We start from the raw sequence: 21753 nt of genomic DNA on the forward strand, positions 1-21753 counted from the left end.
ATTGATTTTATTTTAACGTTCGCGGATTCAAAAGTCAATACAAATATTACATTTTTTAATTTTAGGTATTAGTATTTATTATGTGCAGCTATGTACTTGTCTATAACCGAAAGTAAAACTGGATCAAGCAAGAACGATTTTGCTATAAAAGAGCAGCCTTAGGACTGCTCTTTTATGTGCGCGTGTTCTATTTTCCCTTATCGTTTCCTCTTCTGCTTCTTCTTAAACCGTCGCATCTTAATCAAACGCGCAATAAACAGCAGAATCAGCACGAACAGAACAGCCGTCAGCACGGCGAGTTCATAACTCTTCGTTCTTCCGTATTGCTGATATTTGGCTGCAAGCTGCTTCCAGATTTTTTCCGGAAGGATTTTTTTGACTTTATTTTTAATCATTTTCTCAGTTTTGCCAGGTTTTGTAACTTTACTCTGATTTTTCACAGATGATTTTGGCTCAACTTTTGCCTTGTGTGCATCCAGATAAGACTGGCTCAGCTTCGCTCTTGCACTTCCGACAAGATTGCCTCTGTAAGTATAAGTCAATGTTGCTTCGGACGGCATGCTCTTGTCTACTTCCATCTTCATCTTCAGATCTGAAAATTTTACCCCTTTTGGCAGCATGACATAACCGCTGTTCTCATCGGCAAGGATTTCCCCGACATCTTTTGATGTCTCATTGCCGGAAACCGGAGTCTTTTTGAAATTCTTAAATGCATAATCGAATAAATGTCTCGTATCCGGGAAAATATTTCTTCCGTGTGTACGCATCACAACACAGACGAGTTTCGTATCACCTTTTTTTGCCATCGTGATCAATGTTGCCAGTGCATCCGAAGTAAACCCGGTCTTTCCGCCGACTACATATTTATAATAGTTCGAATTGCCCGGCCATAACATTTTATGTTTCTGATAAAATTCGTGCTTCTCTACGGTCTTTGATTTTGGAATTGTGTAATTCAGTGTCTGCACAATCTTGAAAAATTCCGGATGTTTGAACAACTCTCTTCCAATCAGTGCCATATCTCTGGCGCACGTATAATGATTCGGATCATGCAGACCATTCGTATTTGCAAAATGAGAATTATTTCCACCCAGTTCTTTACATCTTACATTCATCTGCTGCACAAACCAGTTGTAATCATGTCCGGCATTTTTACCGACATTTGCCCCGACTGCGTACGCAGCTTCATTTGCCGATGCAAGAAGTGTCGCATACAACGCCTGTTCCAGCGTGATCTTATTCCCTTTTTTCAGCCCGATGGAGGAATCGCCCGGTTGAATAAATGACACGCAGTCTTTTGTAAATATAACCGGATCATCCATCTTGCCATTCTCCAGTGCAACCAATGCTGTCAGCACCTTTGTGATACTCGCCGGATATTCGTGTGTGTCAATGTTTTTTGCATACAGAATCGCACCTGTACCGGCATCCATTACAATTCCGGACTCTCCGTAAGTTCCCGGTCCTTTCGACCAGCCCTTGATCTGGTTCGACTGGATCTTCATCTTATAGACTTTCTTTAATTCTTTTTCCCGCTGCTGTTCCGGTGTCAGCTTCTTTTTTGTTTTGCGTTTTTTTCCGGTCTTTTTCGCGGCTGTAGTTTTTGCGGTTGCCGAACTGTTTGTTCTCGCTGCATTTGCCTGCACCACCGGTCCCAGGCATAAAGACAGTGCAAGAAGCGCTGCCAGACATCTTCTTCCTATTTTTTTCCTATTAAACATATATTACCCTTACTTTCGTTTACTGTTCTCTGCCGTTCCCCGTATGCGTCCAAATCAGATTTTCGACAGTTTTGTTCATTATACCACACTTTTCTCACTTCTCAAACCTTGCCGCTGGCAGCTTCTGGGGACGGGGCTTTTTGAGAAAATCCCCGTCCCCATTTCAAAAAGCCCTGTCCCCATTTCAAAAGGCCCTGTCCCCATTTCACCGAAAAGCACTCGCAAAAAGGGCAAGAGCCATCGCTTTCGCGGTGGCTCTTTTATTTAAGGGGTTCCCTTCTCTATTATACAATGTATATTAAGGGAATGGAGGGTTATTTATATTATTTTAAAATGTGAATTGTCGGATAAATTAGTTTTTCTTTTTCGGCTGTCCGTAGCTCTTAAAGCTTTCCAGTACTTCTGCCATTTCTTCTTTAGACAGATATACAGGACCCCCAATTGTCTTTGTACGGTACTCTAACTCAGCACAGAATTCCATTCCACATGCCAGAGAATAAGCGCTCTTTAAGCTTCCGCCGCAAGCGAGCATACCGTGGTTAGCAAGCAGAACTGCGTTGCTGTCACCGATTGTATCAGAAGCTGCTTTCGCAAGCTCCGGTGTTCCATATGTGCAATACGGAGCACATGGTACTTCATCTACACCGGCATCTGCGATTACATAGTGAGCTGCTCTCAGTGGCTGACGAAGTGTTGCAAATACTGTACAGTACATAGAGTGTGTATGAACAACGGCTCTACATTCTGGTTTTGTTTTGTACATTGCTGTATGAAGTGCCCACTCGCTTGATGGTTTCTTGTCTCCATCTACGATATTAGCATCCAGGTCCATGATAACTACATCTTCCGGTTTTACATCGAAGTATCCGATTCCTGAAGGGCTGATAGCCATGTAACCTTTTTCTGCGTTATAAATACTGATATTTCCGCTTGTTCCGGATGTCAGTCTGTCAGCGCTCATCTTTTTGCCATATTCTACAATCTGTTCTCTTTCTTCCTGCATTAACATTGTTTTTCCCTCTTTCTTTCGCTTTCAATAAAAGGTGCTCTGATTAATAATTTCATTTTATCATTCTCTCCTTTTTACTCTTGTCCTGTTCGCTGTCGTTTCTATTTTCTACTAAATCTACTCTCCAAGTGGTTCAAATACAAGTTCTTTGGAAAGATTACTTTTCACAAGGCAATCATCATAAGCTCTCTTCGCTACATCTTCGGATACTTCTTTCGGAACTCCTGTAACTTCGATCTTATGTCTGATATATGTTTTTTTATCATCGTGATAATCAAGTGCTACTGTTACAATAACTTTTTTGAATTCAATTCCATCTGCTTCACAAATCTTACGAGCGCATACGTCCAAACATGCTGCATATCCGGCTTCGATGAAATCATGTGGTCCGAATACATATCCGTCTCCGCCATATTCTGTCGGATTGTCACAGTCTACGGAAACTTTTCCGTTAGAAATAACAGAGCCATATTTTCTCTCTTTATTCATACATGTAACCATTGCTCTTACCTCTTTTCTTTATCTAAAGTCGGGGCAAAAGTCCCGGCTATAATGTTTTAATTTTAGTAGAAGTCTTTCACTTCACCTTTGAAGTAATCATTTAACAGATACGGTACATAGACACCTTTATCTGTTACAACACCACTGATGAGATGTGGCGGTACTATATCGAATGATGGATAGATTCCTTTTACTTCCGGAATTGTATTCGGGATACCTCGGTAAGAAAGTACCTGTGCAGGATCTCTTTCCTCGATAACGATATCTTTTCCGTACATTTTGTCTTCATCCGGGATTCCTGTTACATAGTATGGAATTCCGAAATATTTTGCCAAAATGGAAATCTGGAAAGTACCGATCTTATTAGCAATATGCCCATCTCTTGCGATCGTATCTGCTGCTGAAGTAAAGAGATCGATACCTTTGTGCTGCATAGAATAAGCTACCATATTATCTGTAATAACTGTTGTATCGAATCCCATCTGTGCACAGCATGTAGATGTCAGTCTAGCTCCCTGCAGATACGGTCTTGTCTCTGCACAGAAGATTTTAATATCGTTGTTGTTCTTTCTTGCTGCACGAAGCATCATTCCGATGATTGTCTCACCGAAGCACTGTGTAAGGATTGTTCCGTTCTTCGGGAACAGAGCTGCCAGGTTCTCTCCAACTTTACCCATTGTTGTATATCTTCTGTTCAGAGAATCAACAGTTCTGTTGAAACATGCTTCTACTGCACTTTTTCCTTCTGCAAGTGCTTCTTTTGCAACCTTTAAGCAGCCTTCTGTGATAATTCCCATACGGTTTGCTGTTGTCGGCCTTGCATGTGAAATATCATAAGAAGCCTGTGTTAAGAACTTGATCTGCTCTTCTTCTGTCTTTCCTTCTACTTCGTGTGCTGCCAGTGCCATTCCCATACCAGCTGCTGTATATGGTCCTGCACTCTGCGTAACCATATCTGTGATTGCCTGTGCAACTTCTTTATAAGTTGTACACTCAACAAATTTTACCTCTGTAGGATAAATTCTACGGTCTAATATTCTTACTTTTCCATTCTCATACCATGCTACATTTTCATACTGGAGCATGAATGCCAAATCCTGATCACATCTTTCCATCATACATCTTCCTTTTCTTATAGATACCTTCCGGACCGTTTTACCAGCCCGGAAAGTGATTTCTTTACTTATTTTAAATATTCTTTACCCACAGCTTTGATTGCTGCTCCGTTTTTCAGAGTTCTTCTTTCCTTGATCAGCTTAATACCAATCTGGATCAAAGCTCTCTCCATCGGTACTCTCTGGTCAACATTTGTAACAGAAGTAACTTCTTTTACTTTTGAGTCTCCAACGACACGACGGATGATTTCTGTTCCGGCATATCCAAAGGAATCTGCCATTACTTTGTCTGTGTAATATTTCTTGAATCCTTCTGTCTTGTACAGCGGAAATTCAACAAGCGCATCCCATTTTGCTGAGAATTTCTCTTTGAACTTATCTGTAACTTCTCCGATTGTCTTCTCAATCCATGTCAGGAATTCTGTATTTTCAGAATCTGTGTAGTATTTGTTTGCCCAGGCAAAGAACAGGTTTCCGATTACATTACCGATATCATATCCCATTGGTCCATAGAATGCAAATTCAGGATCGATTACCTTTGTTCCTTCTTGATTTACGAAAATAGAGCCTGAATGTAAATCTCCGTGGATCAGTGCCTGTGCATGATTCATAAAGTCATCACGAAGCTGTCCTACCTCTGCATGCAGGTCTTCATCTCCATAGAGTTTTTCTTTTACGAAATCCATGTTCTGATCCAGAATGATGTTACGTCCCTTGTAATCATAGTATGGCTCTGTAAATACCAGATCTTCTGAAATATCGCAAAGTTCCGGGTTTGTAAATAATTTTACTTTTTCTTTCTTCTCTGCTCTGTTCATGATCAGATCTGTTGTTGGAAGCAGCGTATCTGCCATAAAAGTTGCAATATCATCTGCAAGTTTCGGGAAAGTCTTACCTGCTGCCATTTCTGTACGAAGGTTCTTATAAGCGGAAATATCTTCCATAGATAATGCATACATGTTCTCATCATAGAGGTAAATTTCCGGAACAAATCCTTCTGATAATTTTCCTTCAATGCCAAGAATCTCCGCTTCAATTTTATTACGATGCATATCAAGCGGTCTTCCTGATGAACGAAGAACGGTATCTGCCTGTTTGATGATCAGAGATTTTCCTGTTTCCGGATTCCAGACTTTAAATACATAGTTGATGTTTCCATCACCGATCTCGATTGCTTCTAATTTTTCGTCTTCTTTAAAATATCCAACTTTTTCTACTGCATATTCTTTTGCTGTATTAACATTCAGCAAAAAATGCTTTGAATATTTATCCATTTTTAAATTCCTACTTTCTGACTTTTAAGTTCTGTCTTTAATTTCTGTTCTTAGTTTGCTTTTGCAGCTTTTCCTTTGAATTTCGGCCATCCAATGACAATAAAGATTACACCGAAAATGATCATGAGGATGTCATACCATACATATGGCATAATAGTTACAGGAGCGATCTTAGCCATAGCACCGGCTGTCAGTAACTGTCCTGCATATGGTGTTAAACCATTGAATGCAGATGAGAACAGGTCAAGAATGCTGGCTGTTCTTGCCGGAGCGATATCAAACTCTTCTGAGATATCTTTTGCGATCGGTCCAACAGCGATGATTGAAATTGTGTTGTTTGTTGTTGCTACGTCTACTAAACTTACAAGTGCTGCGATACTAAGTTCTGCACCTACTTTGGATTTCATTCCCTTAGCCAGTTTGTTCAGTAACCAGTCGATACCACCCAGATACTGCATGATTGCAACAAGACCACCTACGAAGATAGCGATGACTGCCATGTCCTGCATACCCTGCATACCTTCGTGTACAACCGTGAATGATTTTACAAATGAGAAATCTCCGTGGAAAACTCCGATAACCATTCCGGAAATAACGGAAATTGTCATAGCCATTACTGCATGCATTCCTGCCAGAGATAATGCAATGATTAAAATATAAGGAACTAAGTTCACAAAGTTGATTGCTCCGCCTGCGGAAATCTTAGTTGCATCAATCGGATACAATGCAAGTGCTACTACTGTAATGATAACAGCAGGTCCAACCATGAAAATGTTTGCTTTAAATTTTTCTTTGTTTCCAATTCCCTGTGTTGTTGTTGCTGCGATTGTTGTATCAGAAATGAAGGAAAGGTTATCACCGAACATTGCTCCACCTACTACTATACCGCTGACAAGTGCTACGCTTACACCTGTTTTAGATGCGATATCAATTCCGATTGGCATCAAGGCTGCTACAGTACCCATTGAAGTTCCCATTGAGAAACTCAGTATACAACCGATTAAGAATAATCCCGGAAGGATCATGTTGGCCGGCAAAATTGAAATACCGATGTTTGTTACTGTATCTGTTGCGTGCATTCCGCTTGCTACTCCGTAGAATGCTCCGGCCAGCATGTAGATGATTACCATCAGGATCAATGTGTCATCTCCGCCACCTTTGCAGAACATAACCATTTTCTCTGTAAATGATTTTTTCTCAGCTACCGGACTTTTCATAAATAATGAAATTCCGGATGCTAAAAAGATACCGATCATTAATGGGAAGTTACCGAAATCTCCGGTTCCGATGCCCATTGCGAAATAAACTACCAGGAATATTACCAGAGGTAATAACCCCATAAAGCTTCCTTTCTTGTTGTTAGCGTTTTCCATTTTACTCTTCCTTTCTTAACGTTATATGTATTTTCTTTTTTTAATGAAGTTCCTGGATTATCTTGTGGTCTTTTGTTTTGTATCCGTTTCTTCATTAATAATAACGTTCGCTTGAATTGAATTTTGATACTGTGTCATGTTGTCGTGCGCTTGCATTCAACATAAAATGTCATTTTTCCTAAATACCTCTCAAAATCACATTTTATTACGTCTACCCTCCTTCGTCTGTTTTGCTATAACAACAAATTACAACATTGTTACACATTTGTCAACACTATTTTTGTTGATTTTTTTTACTTTCTTTGGTATTTTCTTGACTTTTATAGTCATTTTCACAACTCGTTCCAATTTTGCTCAATTTTAATGTTGAAAAATGCGAGTTTTTTTGGTATTATATTCATGCATTCAATAATATTATATATTTTTCCTATAATAATACTGAAAGGATTTACGAGTTATGTTAAAGATTGACAGACAAAAACACCTGGACGAGGAACTTCATACATATGGAAGCATCTTGATCTCCACAATGAGTCAGAAGCTGAATTGTAGTGAAGAAACGATTCGAAGGGATTTAAAGGAAATGGAAGCGCAGAACAAGCTGAAGCGTATCCATGGTGGAGCATTCCTGCCGGATGCAGATGACAAAGGTGCACCCGTACAATTACGTGAAACATTTTTCTCACAGGAAAAGAAACGACTTGCAGCATGTGCAATTGATCGCTTTATTAAAGAAGGAGATACTATTTTTTTAGATTGCAGTACTACCTGCCTGGCACTTGCTAAGGAACTTGTACAACGGAATCAGAAAATGACCATTATTACTAACTCTCTTCGTATTATAAATTTATTTGGCAATCAATCTTCTGCCCTGAAGCTTATTGCACTTGGCGGAACATTCCGTCAGCGTTCCAATTCATTTACAGGATATCAGACTACGAATGCGATATCCTATTACATTGCAGATAAGTGCTTTATCAGCAACTCAGCCATCGACTTAACCCACGGTCTGCTCGACAACAATATGAACGAAAGCCAGGTAAGAAAAGCTTTCATCTCTCAATCACGTAAACATTATCTGGTCGCTGACCATACCAAATTTTCAGATACTGCGGAATATAAGATCACAGATTTGAAAAATATTGATATGATTATCACAGATAAACGTCTATCCGATGTATGGGAAGATAAATTGCAACAATGCAACATTCCCATTTGTTATTGCTAAATACTACAAATCAGGTATAGAACCCTCAGGAGGCAATACAAATGTTAAACTTTCACTATAGAAACCCGGCCCGCATCTTCTTCGGTGACGGAGCTGAAAATAATATGTACGATCTTTTAAAAGAATATAAAGTTACTTCTCTGATGTTTGTTTACAGCGGAGATTTCATCAAGACACTTGGTATCTGGGATGTGATCAAAGATGCCTGCGATAAACTTGGAATCGATTTCCAGGAATGTGGGGAAGTTGTTCCGAACCCGAAGATCGAACTGATCCGTGACCTTGTTAAAGTTTGTAAAGAGCACAAGACAGACTTCGTACTCGCTGCAGGCGGCGGAAGTTCTGTAGATACAGCAAAATCCATCGCACTTGGTATTCCTTACGATGGAGATGTCTGGGATTTCTTTGATGGATCAGCAACACCGGAAACAGCAGTTCCGGTTGGCGCTATCACAACTCTTCCGGCAAGTGGATCTGAGACATCCAATGCAGCAATCGTTTCTAATGGATTGATGAAATTAGGATTCGAAGATGACATGATCATTCCGAAATTTGCGATCATGAACCCAAAATATACCATGGGACTTCCGGCATACCAGACATCCTGCGGATGTGCTGATATCCTCTCCCACCTGTTAGAGAGATATTTCTCTGATGTTGCTCACACCGATACAACTGACTACATGATCGAAGGTGCTGTTCAGGCAGCAATGATCAATGCCAAACGTCTGATGAAAGATCCTGCAAACTATGATGCCCGTGCCGAGATCCAGTGGCTTGCATCTGTTGCTCACAACGGAATTCTGGATACAGGACGTGCCGCTGACTGGGGTTCACACAGAATCGAGCACGAGCTCAGCGCCCAGTATGGTATTACACACGGCGAAGGAATGGCAGTAATTCTCATAGCATGGTGCAAATACATGGCTGAAGTTAAGCCTTACAAACTTGCCCAGCTTGCTGTTCGTGTTTTCAATGCTGATCCATACAACTACACCGAAAAAGAACTTGCTTACATCTTAGCCGATAAGTTAAAAGAATTCTTCCAGTCACTGAATCTTCGTACTTCCCTCACAGAGATGGAAATCGACGATGCACACTTCGAAGAAATGGCTAACAGAGCTACACACAATGACACCGCTCCGGTAGGACATTACGTACCGCTGCATGTGAAAGAGTTTGTTGAGATTCTGAAGCTTGCGATTTAACTTAAAAAGGGGACGGGGATTTTCTAGAAAATCCCCGTCCCCTTTTTAAGTTGCACCTGGCACTTTCTAAAAATGCCCCGTCCCCTCTTTATTTTCCACATGGTTTCCACAGATTATCCCCCGTTTTTCCACGAAGTTATCCACATTATTGGGATAACTTGTAAATTTCGTACATATCTTCCTCGTGTAATACTTTTGCAGATCCCTGGCTTCCACCACATGCTGCGGCACATCTTTTTGCCATTTCTCGCATCTGGGCATCTGTAGGCTTGATTCCAAGTTCTTGCATATTTGTCGGCATATTGATCTCACGGTAAAATGATTCCATTGCCTGGATTCCTTTTTCAGCGATCTCTTCGTCTGTACCTTCTCCGGTCACGCCCATTACGTTTCTTGCATAGCGTTCGAATCTTGGAAGCGCGTCTTTGCATACATATCTTGCCCAGCTTGGCCAGATTGCTGCAAGACCGGCGCCGTGTGTCACATCAAACATTCCGCCCATCTCATGTTCCAGCATATGGGTTGCAAAATCTCCACCATCATTGCCACAACCGGTCAGATTGTTATGTGCCAGTGAACCGGCCCACATTACTTCTGCTCTCGCTTCGTAATTTTCCGGATCCGTATGCAAGATCTTTGCATATGTCATGACGGTGCGCAGTAAGCCCTCCGCGATAGCGTCTGTCAGCTCCATATTTCCGCCATTTGTAAAATAACGCTCCATGGTATGCATCATGATATCTGCGCAGCCACACTCTGTTTGATAGTCCGGCAGGGACATGGTAAGCTCTGGATTCATAATTGCAAACTTCGGGCGACTGATATCATCGTCATAAGCCCTCTTATCCTTCGTATCTGCCTTTGTAATAACGCAGCTGTTACTTGTCTCGCTTCCTGCTGCCGCAATCGTTAAAACGGACGCTACAGGCAAGAATTTCTTTGCTGTTCTTGTATGTGCAAATAAGGTCCACACATCTTCTTCCGGCTCCGCCAGTCCATAGGAAATCGCTTTCACGGTATCTATGACAGATCCTCCACCGACTGCCAGTACAAAATCCGCTTCCATTTTCTTGCCGAGCTCGATTCCTTCATATACTTTTGACAAATGTGGATTCGGCACAACACCACCAAGCAGCTCATATGTAATTCCTTCTGTCTTTACAGATTCCGTAACCGCATCCATCACCCCATTTTTCAACACCCGGTCACTTCCATACACGATCAGAAGCTTTGTTCCGCCATATTTCTTCACGTATGCGCCTGTCTGTGCATGTGTCCCCTTTCCGAATACAACTTCCGTCGGTGAATAATAATTGAAATTATTAGCCATTTTTCTCCTCCTGTTCTTTAGCAAGCTCTTTCCTGTTCTTTCTTGTGTAAGCTTTCTTGCTTGTTTTTCAGCTTACCTTCTATATCTGCAGTTTCTCTCTGCAAGTATTGTATACTGTTATTTTAACTCACTAAGGCTAAGATAGGCAAAGAATTTTTCTTTTATCTTCTTCTGCTTTCCAATACACATTTGGGGATACTCTCCCGTATCTCCTTCTGGCTTACCGGCTCGCTTAGGGATATTTCACTATATCCCCTCTTCTCCAACACTCTCTATCAGGGATATCAAGCTGCCTCCATCACCATAATTTGCCGAATTATTACTGACATCTTCCTTCGGATGCTATAATCAAAAAAAAGCGCTGCTCTGCAGCGGATCTCCCGCCACAAAAACAACGCCTCTTTTTTCATTTTACTCACTCAGACATGTCTACTTATAATTTAATCACATCTGAGCAATTTTTCTTTGATCCAGTCTCTCTGTCTAATCTATATCTTCCGCATTCGCATCAGCAGCTTCCTCTGCCTAATCTGCGTCAGAACTGTCAGCTTTCTCTCCATCCGCTTCTTCTACGTCCAGAGAATCATCTGCATACAGGTCAGACAACTGATCTTCCAGATCTTTCTGTTCGCTTTTTAAATTATGGCGTCTTACCGCCCACACGATCACTACTACAAGCAGAATGATCAGTGCCAGGAGGTCGAGCCAGTCAAAGCCGAGCTTTGTATGTTCGATAATATATCTCATCTGCTTACCTCCTTTTTATACTTTGGCAGTTCCATTTGCCTGAACTGCTTCTCCTGCCTGTACAGTTTCACCTGCTGCCATTTCCGGCTGGTTTTCTGCCATCTCTTCGCGGATTTCCTGGATCTTCTGATCCAGGTCATCCTCAAAGTCATTTAATCGTTTCTTCTGATTCCGGTGATGTACCAGGATCATGACAACCAGTATAACTGCAACGATCAGTGCCGGTATATCCCAGGAATGTATTCCTAAGTTATGCACAAATTCATAATAACGCATATGTTTTACCTCCTTTTCCTGCTACATTTTCTACTGTTGCTTCTGCTCTTTCGTCGTTGGAAGTCCTCTCTTTGCAAGTTCGGTATCAAGTTCCTCTCTCACTTCGAATAACTTCTTCTGACGTTTCTTCAGGTTATGTGTAAAGAATCCATACAGGATTGCTGTTAACAACATAATCAGGAAATGGAGTACACAACACTTATGGTCATCCAATTTCTGGTTTCCAAGTGGTACATTGTTATCGCCTGCATTTACTAACTCACGAACCTTCGCGCCTGTTTCCTGTACTGCTTTTGCGATTCTTGAAGGTACGTTTCTTACAGAAGTTACAACTCTCTGAACAACATTTCTGTTCTGTGGTGTCGGGTTTGCCGGCGTATTCTGCGTATTCGGTGGTGTTACCGGTGCCGCTGCTGTAATTGTCAGCTTACCTTCTACCTTCTTAATGTTGTAGTTTGCTGCTTTTGTTCCATTCTTCAATGTGTAAGTAAATGTATTCTTGCTGGTTCCGGTATTGGTCCGTGTTCCGGTTACATCGTATGTAGCTCCTTCACCCTTCGCAAATCCTTCTCCGCTTACAGTTACTTTCTTGCTTGTCAGTGCTTTACCATCATATACTTTATTCTGGGATGCACTTGTCATGATCACTGTACGTTTTTCGATGGTTAATGTTCCATCTACAATGACGAATTTCACTTTGCTGAAGTTCTTATTCGTATTCTTGAAGTCGCCTGCTTTCACTTCCATATTGTAAGTTCCGGCATTTGTTCCTTTGACTGTTGCGTCTCCGCTGAATGTAAAGTCTTTCTCTGTGTAAAGCTTGTTGCTGATATTTGTTACATCATAGCCTTTTACAGTATGTTCTTTACCATCGTATTTAGCAGTGCCACTCTTCTCTGTAATTGTTACGACTACTTCATCTGCATTTTCTGTTACGGTCAGTTTACCGTTTACAGTCTTGATGTTGTAGTTGTCTTTGTTTGTACCTTTGTTCAGTTCGTATGTAAATGTGTTATCACTTGAACCTACTTCTGTCTGGCTTCCGGTTACGTTGTATGTTGCTCCGTCATTTCCAACAAAGCCTTCTGCTGTTACATTTTTATTTTCCAGTGCTGTTCCGTCATATGCTTTGCTGTCACTTGCACTTGTCAGTGTAACGTCACGTTTGTCGATCGTCAGTGTTCCGTCTATGATCTCGAAGGATACATTACTGAAGTTCTTGTTAATGTTCTTGAAATCTCCCGGTTTCAACTCCATGTTATAAGTTCCGGCGTTTGTTCCCTTCACAGTTGCATCGCCGTTAAACTCAAAGTCTTTCTCTGCATACGGAAGTTTGCTGCTGATATTTTCAACAGTGTAACCGGTTACGGTCTTCTCTGTTCCGTCGTATGTCTCTTTTCCACTGTTTTCTTTGATCGTAACTACAACTTTCTGATCAGACGGTGTTACTTCAAGTTCACCATTTACAGTCTTAATATTGTAGTTATCCGGATTTGTTCCTTTCTTCAGTTCGTATGTAAATGTGTTATCACTCTTACCTACTTCTGACTGACTTCCGGTTACGTTGTATGTTGCTCCGTCGTTTCCAACAAAGCCTTCTGCTGTTACTTCATCTTTTGTCAGTGCCTTACCGTCATACATCTTTGTTGCGGATGCAGAAGTCAGGGTGACATCTTTCTTGTCGATCTTCAGTGTGCCGTCTTTGATGATAAATTCGACATTGCTGAAGTTTGCATTGTTGTTAGCAAAATCTTTTGCTGTAAGTTCCATATCATAAGTTCCGGCATCTGTTCCCTTCACTGTATCCTTACCACTGAATGAGAAATCATTTTTAGAGTACAATTTATTGCTGATGCTTTCTACTTCATATCCTTTTACGGTCTTCTCTGTTCCGTCATAAGTGAACTTACCGCTGTTCTCCTGGATAGTTACTGTAACTTTGTCTGTTACCGGTGTTACTTCCAGAGTTCCTTCTACCTTTGTGATCGCATAGTTCTTTGCAAGTGTTCCACTCTTAAGTGTATAACCAAATGTGTTCTTGCTTGTTCCCACAACGGTCTGTGTTCCGGTTACATTGTAGTCTGCTCCGTCGTTTCCAACGAATCCTTCGTTCTCACCTCTGCTTGCAACAACTTCTTCCTTCGTTAATGCTTTACCGTCATAGACTTTCTTCGCATCTGCTGATGTCAGTGTTACTGGTCTAGGTGTGATCTTGTACTCTTTTGTAACCGTTCCTGTGTAGTTACCTTTTCCTTTGATTGTTACTTTAATTGTTGATACATCCGTAAAGTTATCTTTGTCATAACTTACTTCGTAATCGGTTCCTTCTTTCAAGACATTTCCATCTTTGTCTTTTACTTCCGGCGCCCATTTGTGTGCTTCGCCATCGTAAATGTGATCGGATGGATCATTGATCGTAATGCCTTTGTAAGAATCTGGATTTTCCGGATCCGGATCTGGTGTAATGCTCTGTGGTGTTACTACCAGAGTTCCTTCTACTTTCGTGATCGTGTAGTTACCGGCTTTTGTTCCATCGTTCAGTTTATAGTCGAACTTGTTCTTGCTGTTTCCGACTGCAGTCTGAGTTCCGGTTACATCATAAGATGCGCCTTCACCTTCCACAAATCCTTCATCTGTTACATTTTTATTTGTCAGTGCCTTGCCGTCGTAAACTTTCTTATCGGATGCAGAAGTCATTGTAACTTCTCTCTTCGCGATATCAAGTTTTCCGTCTTTCACTACAAATTTTACATTTTTAAAGTTCTTATTGCCATTTGTGAAGTCTGTTGCCTTAAGACCCATCTCGTAAGATCCGGCGTCTGTCTTCTTCACTTCGGCTTTTCCGCTGAACCGGATATCGGTTTCTGTATATTTCTTCTTATTTGTATTACTAATGTCTGTAACCTTATATCCTGCTGCGGTTTTCTCTGTTCCATCGTAAGTATCGGAAACTGTATTACCAACAATCGTTACAACTACTGTATTCTCATCCGGTGTTACTGTCAGTTTTCCTTCTACCTTTGTGATGGTGTAGTTTTCTTTCTTTGTATTTGTGTTCAGAGTGTAAGTAAATGTGTTATCACTTGTACCTACTTCTGTCTGGCTTCCGGTTACATCATAAGATGCGCCTTCACCTTTCACAAATCCTTCATCTGTGCCCTTGCTCTCTGTAACTTTCTTATTTGTCAGCGGATCGCCATCGTACGCTTTGCTGTCTGTTGCAGATGTCAGTGTTACCGGTCTCGGTGTGATCTGATATTTCTTCGTGATCGTTCCTTTATAATCGCCTTTTCCGGTAATGGTTACTGTAATTGTCGTCACGTCTTTGAAATTATCTTTGTCGTAACTTACTTCGTAATCGGTTCCCTCTATCAGAGCTTTGCCAGCTACATCTTCGACTGTCGGATTCCATTTATGATTCTTTCCGTCATATACATGATCAGATGGATCATCTACAGTGATACCTTTGTAAGATGGATCTGGGTTTTCCGGATCCGGTCCCGGTGTAATACTCTGTTCTGTAACAGTTAATGTACCAGGTACTTTTGTAAAGTTGTAGTTATCTTCGTTACCGGTCAGCTTCTTAATCGTGAAGTTGTTCTTGCTGTTTCCGACTTTTGTCTGGCTTCCGGTTACGTCATAGGTTGCTCCTTCACCTGCTGCAAATCCGTCACCGCTTACTGTCACTTCGTCATTTGTCAGTGCAGTTCCGTCGTAAACTTTCTGATCTGTTGCAGATGTCAGTGTTACATCTCTCTTTGTAATTGTAAGCTTTCCGTCTGTAACTACAAATGTTACTTTGCTGAAATTGTCATTTACATTAGAGAAATCTGCTGCAGTAAGTCCCATCTGGTACTCGCCTGCATTTTTCTTTGTTACTTCTGTTGTCGTTTTTGCAAAGTGGATATCGCTTACTCTGTAAAGGCTGTTGCTGATACTTACGATCTCATAACCGCTTACTGTCTTGGCTGTTCCGTCGTATTTCTTAGTCTTTGTATTACCCTTGATCTGAACAACAACTTCATTCTCGTTGCTTGTTACAGTCAGCGTACCTGCTTCGGTTGTAATCTCATAGTTGCCTGCTTTTGTATTGGCATTTAACGTATAAGTAAATGTATTATCGCTGCTTCCGACAGTTGTCTGACTTCCGGTTACAACATATGTTGCACCCTCGCCATCTACAAATCCTTCATTCTTGCCTGTGCTTGCTGTTACATTTTTATTTGTAAGAGGCTGTCCGTCATATACCTTCTGATCACTTGCGGATGTTAATTTCACTTTACGTTTTGTAATCTTGTAAGTCTTTGTTACAGTTCCTTTATAATTGCCCTGTCCGGTAATCGTTACCGTAATTGTCTGGACATCTTTGAAGTTCTTGTCTTCTGTACCATACTCATAACTTACTGTGTAATCTTTTCCTTCTGTCAGAGCCTTATCATCAGCATCTTTGACTGTCGGACTCCACTTATGTTCCTGTCCGTCATATACATGATCGGATGGATCATTGATTGTAATTCCCTTGTAAGAATCCGGGTTGTCCGGATCTGGTGTAATACTCTGCGGTGTAACTGTCAGTGTTCCAACAGACGTTGTAATCGTGTAGTTACCTGCTTTTGTATTCTTGTTAAGCTCATAAGCAAATGTATTATCGCTGCTTCCGACTGCTGTCTGGCTTCCGGTTACGTCATATGTTGCTCCTTCACCTTCTGCAAATCTGTCACCGCCAACAGTAATGTTTTTGCTTGTCAGAGCTGTTCCATCATATACTTTGCTTGCTGTTGCAGATCCTAAAGTAACGGTTCTCTTCTCAATTGTAAGACTTCCGTCTGTAACTACAAATGTTACTTTTTCAAAATCTGTACTGTTATTTGCAAAGTCAGACTCTTTCAGTCCCATCGGATATGTTCCGGCATCTTTCTTCGTAACGTTATCTGTTCCCTTGAATGTGAAATCAGATGCGTGATATTTCTCATTATTAATGCTTACGTCATATCCTTTTGCTGTGTAATCTTTGCCATCATATTTTGCACTGTTTGTATGACCTGTGATCGTTACAACAACTTCGTTCTTATCCTTGGTAACTGTAAGTGTTCCTTTTACAACTGTAATGTTGTAGTTGTCTTTCTTCGTGTTGTCTTTCAGTATGTAAGTAAATTCATTGTCACTGCTTCCGGCTTTTGTCTGGCTTCCGGTTACGTTATATTCTGCTCCTTCGCCCTTAACAAATCCGTCACCGCTTACAGTTACTTTATCTTTTGTTAATGGTGTTCCGTCGTATACTTTCTCATCTGATCCGGATGTTAAAGTAACGTCTCTCTTGCTGATAATCAGCTGACCATCTTCCACAACAAATTTTACATTTGTAAAGTTGCCACTCGTATTTGTAAAGTCTGTTGCCTGTACATTCATATCGTATGTTCCGGCATCCGTTCCTTTGACTTCTGCTGTTCCGCTGAATGTAAAGTCATCTTGGCTGTACAGATTGTTACTGATGCTCTTCACTGTATATCCGGAATCTGTGTGTTCTTTACCGTCATACTTCGCATTCTTGTCATTTTCTTTGATTGTTACTGTAACTTTATCTGTTATCGGTGTAACTTTCAAAGTACCAGGTGTTTCCGTGATATTGTAGTTCTTAGCTTTTGTATTATCCTTCAGCTTGTAAGTAAATGCGTTTGGTTTTTCACCAACATTTGTAATGGTTCCGGTTACATTATATGTCGCACCTTCGCCATCGACAAATCCATCGCCGCCAACTGTCACGCCATCTTTGGTTAATGCTGTTCCGTCATATACCTTCTCAGCATCCGCAGTTTTTAAAGTAACGTCTCTCTTCGTAATTGTGAGATTTCCATCTGTAACTACGAATTTCACTTTGCTGAAGTTCTTGCTGGTGTTTGTGAAATCGGATGTTTTCAGTCCCATTGCATAGTCACCGGCATCTGTTCCTTTTGCTTTTGCTGATTCTTTGCTGAATGTGAAATCATTTGTTGTATACAGACCTGTGCTTGTTCTTACATCATAACCTGTTACGAACTACTCTTTGCCATTATACATCTTTGAATCTGTATGTCCGGTAATGTAAACATTTACTTCCAGAGTGTCATTCTTTTTAACAGTTAATGTACCTTCTGTCTTTGTAATGTCATAGTTGTCAAGGTTCGTTCCGTCTTTGGCAATGTAAGTAAAGCTGTTTGCGCTGCTTCCGACTGCTGTCTGTGCTCCGGTTACTGTATAAGTAACGCCTTCGTTCTCGACAAATCCGTCTTCACCGCCAACTGTAATCTCATTGCTTGTAAGTGGTTCACCATCATACTCTTTGGAAGCATCCGCAGATGTTAATGTAACTTTACGTTTCTCAATTGTGAGTTTACCATCTACAATTACAAAAGTTACATTTTCAAATCTGTCATTGATGTTTTCAAAATCGTCTGGTGTCAGGTTCATATCATAAGAACCTGCATTTTTCCCTTTAACTGTAGCCTTTGCACTATTTTTAATCTGGAAATCTTCTTCTGTATATACGTCGGTGTTTTCTCCGCCACGCTTAATACTTTCAACAGTATAGCCTGAAACAGATTTTTCTGTTCCGTCGTATGTCTCTTTTCCACTGTTTTCTTTGATAGTAACAACAATTTCCTGTGCATTCTTTGTTACAGTTAACTGACCAGGCTCCTTTGTAATCTGATAGTTTTTAGCTTTTGTTTTATCATTTAACGTATACTCAAATGTATTATCACTTGTACCGACTTCTGTCTGACTTCCGGTTACATTATATTTATCAATACCTTCGCCGGATACAAATTCTCCACTAACAATCTCTACATTATGATTTATTAATGGTTTCTTATCATATGCTTTGCTGTCAGATGCTGATTTTAATGTAATCTGACGAGGATTGATTGTAAGACTTCCGTCTACTACTTCAAATGTTACATTTGTAAAGTTCGCATTCTTATTCTCGAACTGGGATGTCTTAAGTCCCATTGGATAAGTAGCCGCATCTGTTCCGACTGCTTCTGCTTTTCCGCTGAATGTGAAATCATCTGCTGTGTAAAGTTCATTACTGATTTCTGTTACATCATATCCTGTAACTGTATGCTTTATTCCATCATAAGTTACTGCATTCTGACGTCCTGTAATCTTAACTTTTACTTCCGTTGTTACCGGAGTAACTTTGAGCGTACCATTTTTAGTGCTAATGTTATAGTTCTCTTCTTTTGTGTTTTCCTTCAGCTTGTAAGTAAATGCGTTTGTTTTTTCACCAACATTTGTAATGGTTCCGGTTACTTTATATGTCGCACCTTCGCCCTTAACAAATCCGTCTTTTCCGCTTACTGCTACGTCATGGTTTGTAAGCGGCTGTCCGTCGTAAACTTTCTCATCACTTGCAGATGTCAGTGTTACATCTCTCTTTGTGATCGTCAGTTCCTCTGTACCGGTTAATTCACCGAGCAGATCATCGCTTGTCACGCGGACCTTCACGGTAGTACTGTCAGATACATTTGTTGCTGTAATCTTGCTGAGATCTGTTGTCCATGTGTCTGTGCCAGGAATCTGATATTCAATCTTAAGATTTCCAATATCCTTATTATCTTTTCCTGCTTTTGCTACCGCAGTAGCTTGTCCTGCCTGATGTGGCTGTCCGTTATATTTTTCTGTTACATCTTTCGTTGTTAAGGAAACGTAATCTTCAATATTTTTAGCTTTCCAGTTTGCCGTAAGTTTTACAGTGTTGCCCGGCATCTTGAAATTATCTCCACTATTAATAGTAGACACATCCAGTCCTTCAACTGTCCAGCCTGTAAATGTATAACCTTTACGTTTAGGTTCTGTTCTTACAACTACGTTTGTACCTTCATCGTGTTTTTCTGTTGCACTTGTTGAGCCGTCAGAAAAACTTCCACCTGCCAGATCGTACATAACCTGATATCCGGCAACATATTTTGCATAGTAAGTAATTGATGTTGTAACCTTTGCCGGGAAAGCAGGTGCTGCCTCTGTAAGTTCCCGATTGGTATACCATCCGGAGAATGTATATGTTACACCATTAACTGTCTTTGTTGTCGGAAACCGCTGTGAAGTAACATCACCCGGTTTTGTTGTGGATGTTCCGTTAATCACATAGTTCTTGGAACCTAACATATTAAAGTTTGTACCGCCGGCATCATACAGATAATATTTTACTGTCGCAACATTCTTACATCTGATATTTACATTACAGTCCAGATGTTTGTCCGGGTTTGTTCCATTATTTCTTGAAATCTTTGCCGGAACCAATGTGATCTCTTCTACATCATCTTCGGTGATAGTTACACCAAGCTGATTCTGAATAGAAGATTTATAATTGTTAAATATCTGAGTCCATGCATCTGAACCTCTCGTAACTACATTTGTTCCGTTCGGCCATGATACAACACGCTGATCGACGTTATCAAAACAGTTTTTGTCATTTGTCCATGTAGCATTCGTTACATTCACTGTAGCGGTTCCATATGCAGGTCCCCAGTTACCTGAATCATTGGAGTTTGCATCTTTTGTAGGATCTAACAGATAGTAAACGATTGCGCTATCTGTTGATTGTGTGTTTGCTACAACCTTGATCGTCTTTGTTGCAGTGATTGCAGTATCGTTGCTGCCCTGAACACTTGCTGTAACATTAGCCGTTCCCTGACGTAAACCACTGACTGTTCCGTTGGAGTCAACTGTCAGAATCTGTTCGTTGGATGAACTCCACTGAACCTTGCCTGATGCATTGGAAGGTGTCAGTGTATAACCAAGATTGATCGTCTTGAACTGTGTAACTTTATCTGCTCCGGTTATTGCGATTGCTGTTGGTAATACGGCTGAACGAACAGTGATCGTATATTTTTTTGTGTATTGTTGCCTATTCCCCCATGAATATGTATCTGTAACAGTTGTTGTCCCTTCCTGCAATCCTGTCACTTCAATACTTACGCCACTATTCGCTTCTAATCTAACTTTATTTTTATCTGCAACAGTCCAGTTATGAGTATAAAAATTATACCTGTCCTGATCGCTTGAATCCAATGTCACTGTCTGCCCAACTCGGATTGTTTGAGTAGTATCTGTATCCGCTACTGTCGCGATCTTACCTTTTTCAGATGCTGCAGATACGTTCTTATCCTCGTTCGCCTTCGAGTCTGACTCCCCATCGTCAGATGCATCAGCATCATCCTTCTTGTTGTCACCAGACTTGTTCACATCTGTTTTGGATTTGTCTGAATTAGTTTCTTCCTTATATAATACATGAAATGTCTTATCTGATTTTACATCAGCAATTTTGTATGTATAAACATTTCCATCCACCTTCTTCGGCTGGATCGTATTATTATTCTGGTCTGTTACTTTGTCCAGCTTGAAAGAATTCTTTACAGTGATCTCAAAATTAAAAGAGTCGCCTTCTTTTACTTCTTTCATATATTTGCTGTCTGCGTAAGCAACAGTCTCTTTCTTTCCGTCAGAGCCCCATGCTTTAATATCACCGCCATCCAGTTTTGATTTCTGGATTGTAGCTTTATAGGCTTTCTCCTCGGAATCTTTCTTTGTATCGCCGGAGCTTGCATCTGCTTTCTTTGCAGCGTTAGCTTTCTTTGCAGTGTCAGCTTTCTTTGCTGTCTGCTCCTGCTTTTTCTCAGTTTTTTCTGTAACCTGAGTCTTCTTGGAAGTGTCCGAAGCATTCTTATCTTCCTCCGTATTCACCTCCTGAACTTTGGCTTCTCCTGAGTCTTTTTTGTGTGCATTCGAAGCCGCCTCCTGCTGTGCTTTCTCCTCAGCAGAATCGTCCTGTTGCTGTGCTTCCGTTGTACTGTCCGATTCACTTGCACTCATATTGGTGCCAAGCTGATAGATTACATTCGAACTGACTAAAACTACAGCGAGAAGCATCGCCAACCAGCGTCTTGTCTTCTTCATACATGTTCCTCCTTACTTCTTTATCTATAAGTCTA

The 21753-nt window shown here is 40.7% G+C and carries 13 protein-coding genes; 2 read left to right on the forward strand and 11 right to left on the reverse strand.

All coding sequences use genetic code 11. The features are described from left to right. Positions 1–197: 197 nt before the first annotated feature. The 6 genes from DW125_RS09415 to DW125_RS09440 all read right to left on the reverse strand — a co-directional run bounded on the left by DW125_RS09415 (position 198) and on the right by DW125_RS09440 (position 6960). Positions 198–1721: a D-alanyl-D-alanine carboxypeptidase family protein gene (locus tag DW125_RS09415; protein ID WP_117537960.1), complete on the reverse strand. Its 1524-nt coding sequence runs from the start codon at positions 1719–1721 to the stop codon at positions 198–200. Positions 1722–2073: 352 nt separating this feature from the next. Further along, on the reverse strand, positions 2074–2730 hold the full coding sequence (locus DW125_RS09420; protein ID WP_117537961.1) for an L-fuculose-phosphate aldolase: 657 nt from the start codon (positions 2728–2730) through the stop codon (positions 2074–2076). A gap of 117 nt (positions 2731–2847) precedes the next feature. Continuing rightward, positions 2848–3231, reverse strand: a complete 384-nt coding sequence (locus DW125_RS09425; RefSeq protein WP_021860541.1) for an OsmC family protein — start codon at positions 3229–3231, stop codon at positions 2848–2850. A gap of 62 nt (positions 3232–3293) precedes the next feature. Then, positions 3294–4349 carry an S-methyl-5-thioribose-1-phosphate isomerase gene (locus DW125_RS09430; RefSeq protein WP_117537962.1) on the reverse strand — a complete coding sequence of 352 codons (1056 nt, stop codon included), beginning with the start codon at positions 4347–4349 and terminating at the stop codon, positions 3294–3296. A 65-nt stretch (positions 4350–4414) separates the two neighbouring features. Next, positions 4415–5620 carry an S-methyl-5-thioribose kinase gene (gene mtnK / locus DW125_RS09435; protein ID WP_117537963.1) on the reverse strand — a complete coding sequence of 402 codons (1206 nt, stop codon included), beginning with the start codon at positions 5618–5620 and terminating at the stop codon, positions 4415–4417. A 50-nt stretch (positions 5621–5670) separates the two neighbouring features. Continuing rightward, positions 5671–6960, reverse strand: coding sequence for a Na+/H+ antiporter NhaC family protein (locus DW125_RS09440; RefSeq protein ID WP_242992947.1), 1290 nt, complete (start codon positions 6958–6960; stop codon positions 5671–5673). A gap of 490 nt (positions 6961–7450) precedes the next feature. Between DW125_RS09440 and DW125_RS09445 the strand changes: the two genes are divergently transcribed. Beyond that, positions 7451–8221, forward strand: coding sequence for a DeoR/GlpR family DNA-binding transcription regulator (locus tag DW125_RS09445; protein ID WP_117537965.1), 771 nt, complete (start codon positions 7451–7453; stop codon positions 8219–8221). Positions 8222–8262: 41 nt separating this feature from the next. Then, on the forward strand, positions 8263–9429 hold the full coding sequence (locus DW125_RS09450) for an iron-containing alcohol dehydrogenase (protein ID WP_021860536.1): 1167 nt from the start codon (positions 8263–8265) through the stop codon (positions 9427–9429). Positions 9430–9574: 145 nt separating this feature from the next. Here the strand turns inward: DW125_RS09450 and DW125_RS09455 are convergent, their stop codons facing one another. The 5 genes from DW125_RS09455 to DW125_RS09475 all read right to left on the reverse strand — a co-directional run bounded on the left by DW125_RS09455 (position 9575) and on the right by DW125_RS09475 (position 21718). Further along, entirely contained in the window at positions 9575–10759 is a 1185-nt protein-coding gene (locus DW125_RS09455; RefSeq protein WP_117537966.1) for an iron-containing alcohol dehydrogenase, read from the reverse strand. A gap of 525 nt (positions 10760–11284) precedes the next feature. Continuing rightward, positions 11285–11506: a hypothetical protein gene (locus tag DW125_RS09460; RefSeq protein ID WP_117537967.1), complete on the reverse strand. Its 222-nt coding sequence runs from the start codon at positions 11504–11506 to the stop codon at positions 11285–11287. A 15-nt stretch (positions 11507–11521) separates the two neighbouring features. After that, entirely contained in the window at positions 11522–11782 is a 261-nt protein-coding gene (locus DW125_RS09465; RefSeq protein ID WP_021860260.1) for a hypothetical protein, read from the reverse strand. A 30-nt stretch (positions 11783–11812) separates the two neighbouring features. Next, positions 11813–17707, reverse strand: a complete 5895-nt coding sequence (locus DW125_RS09470; protein ID WP_117537968.1) for an MBG domain-containing protein — start codon at positions 17705–17707, stop codon at positions 11813–11815. 111 nt (positions 17708–17818) lie between these two features. After that, on the reverse strand, positions 17819–21718 hold the full coding sequence (locus DW125_RS09475) for an InlB B-repeat-containing protein (protein ID WP_117537969.1): 3900 nt from the start codon (positions 21716–21718) through the stop codon (positions 17819–17821). Between the last annotated feature and the right edge of the window lie 35 nt (positions 21719–21753).

Source organism: Dorea sp. AM10-31 (assembly GCF_003435815.1).
Classification (GTDB): domain Bacteria; phylum Bacillota; class Clostridia; order Lachnospirales; family Lachnospiraceae; genus Dorea_D; species Dorea_D hominis.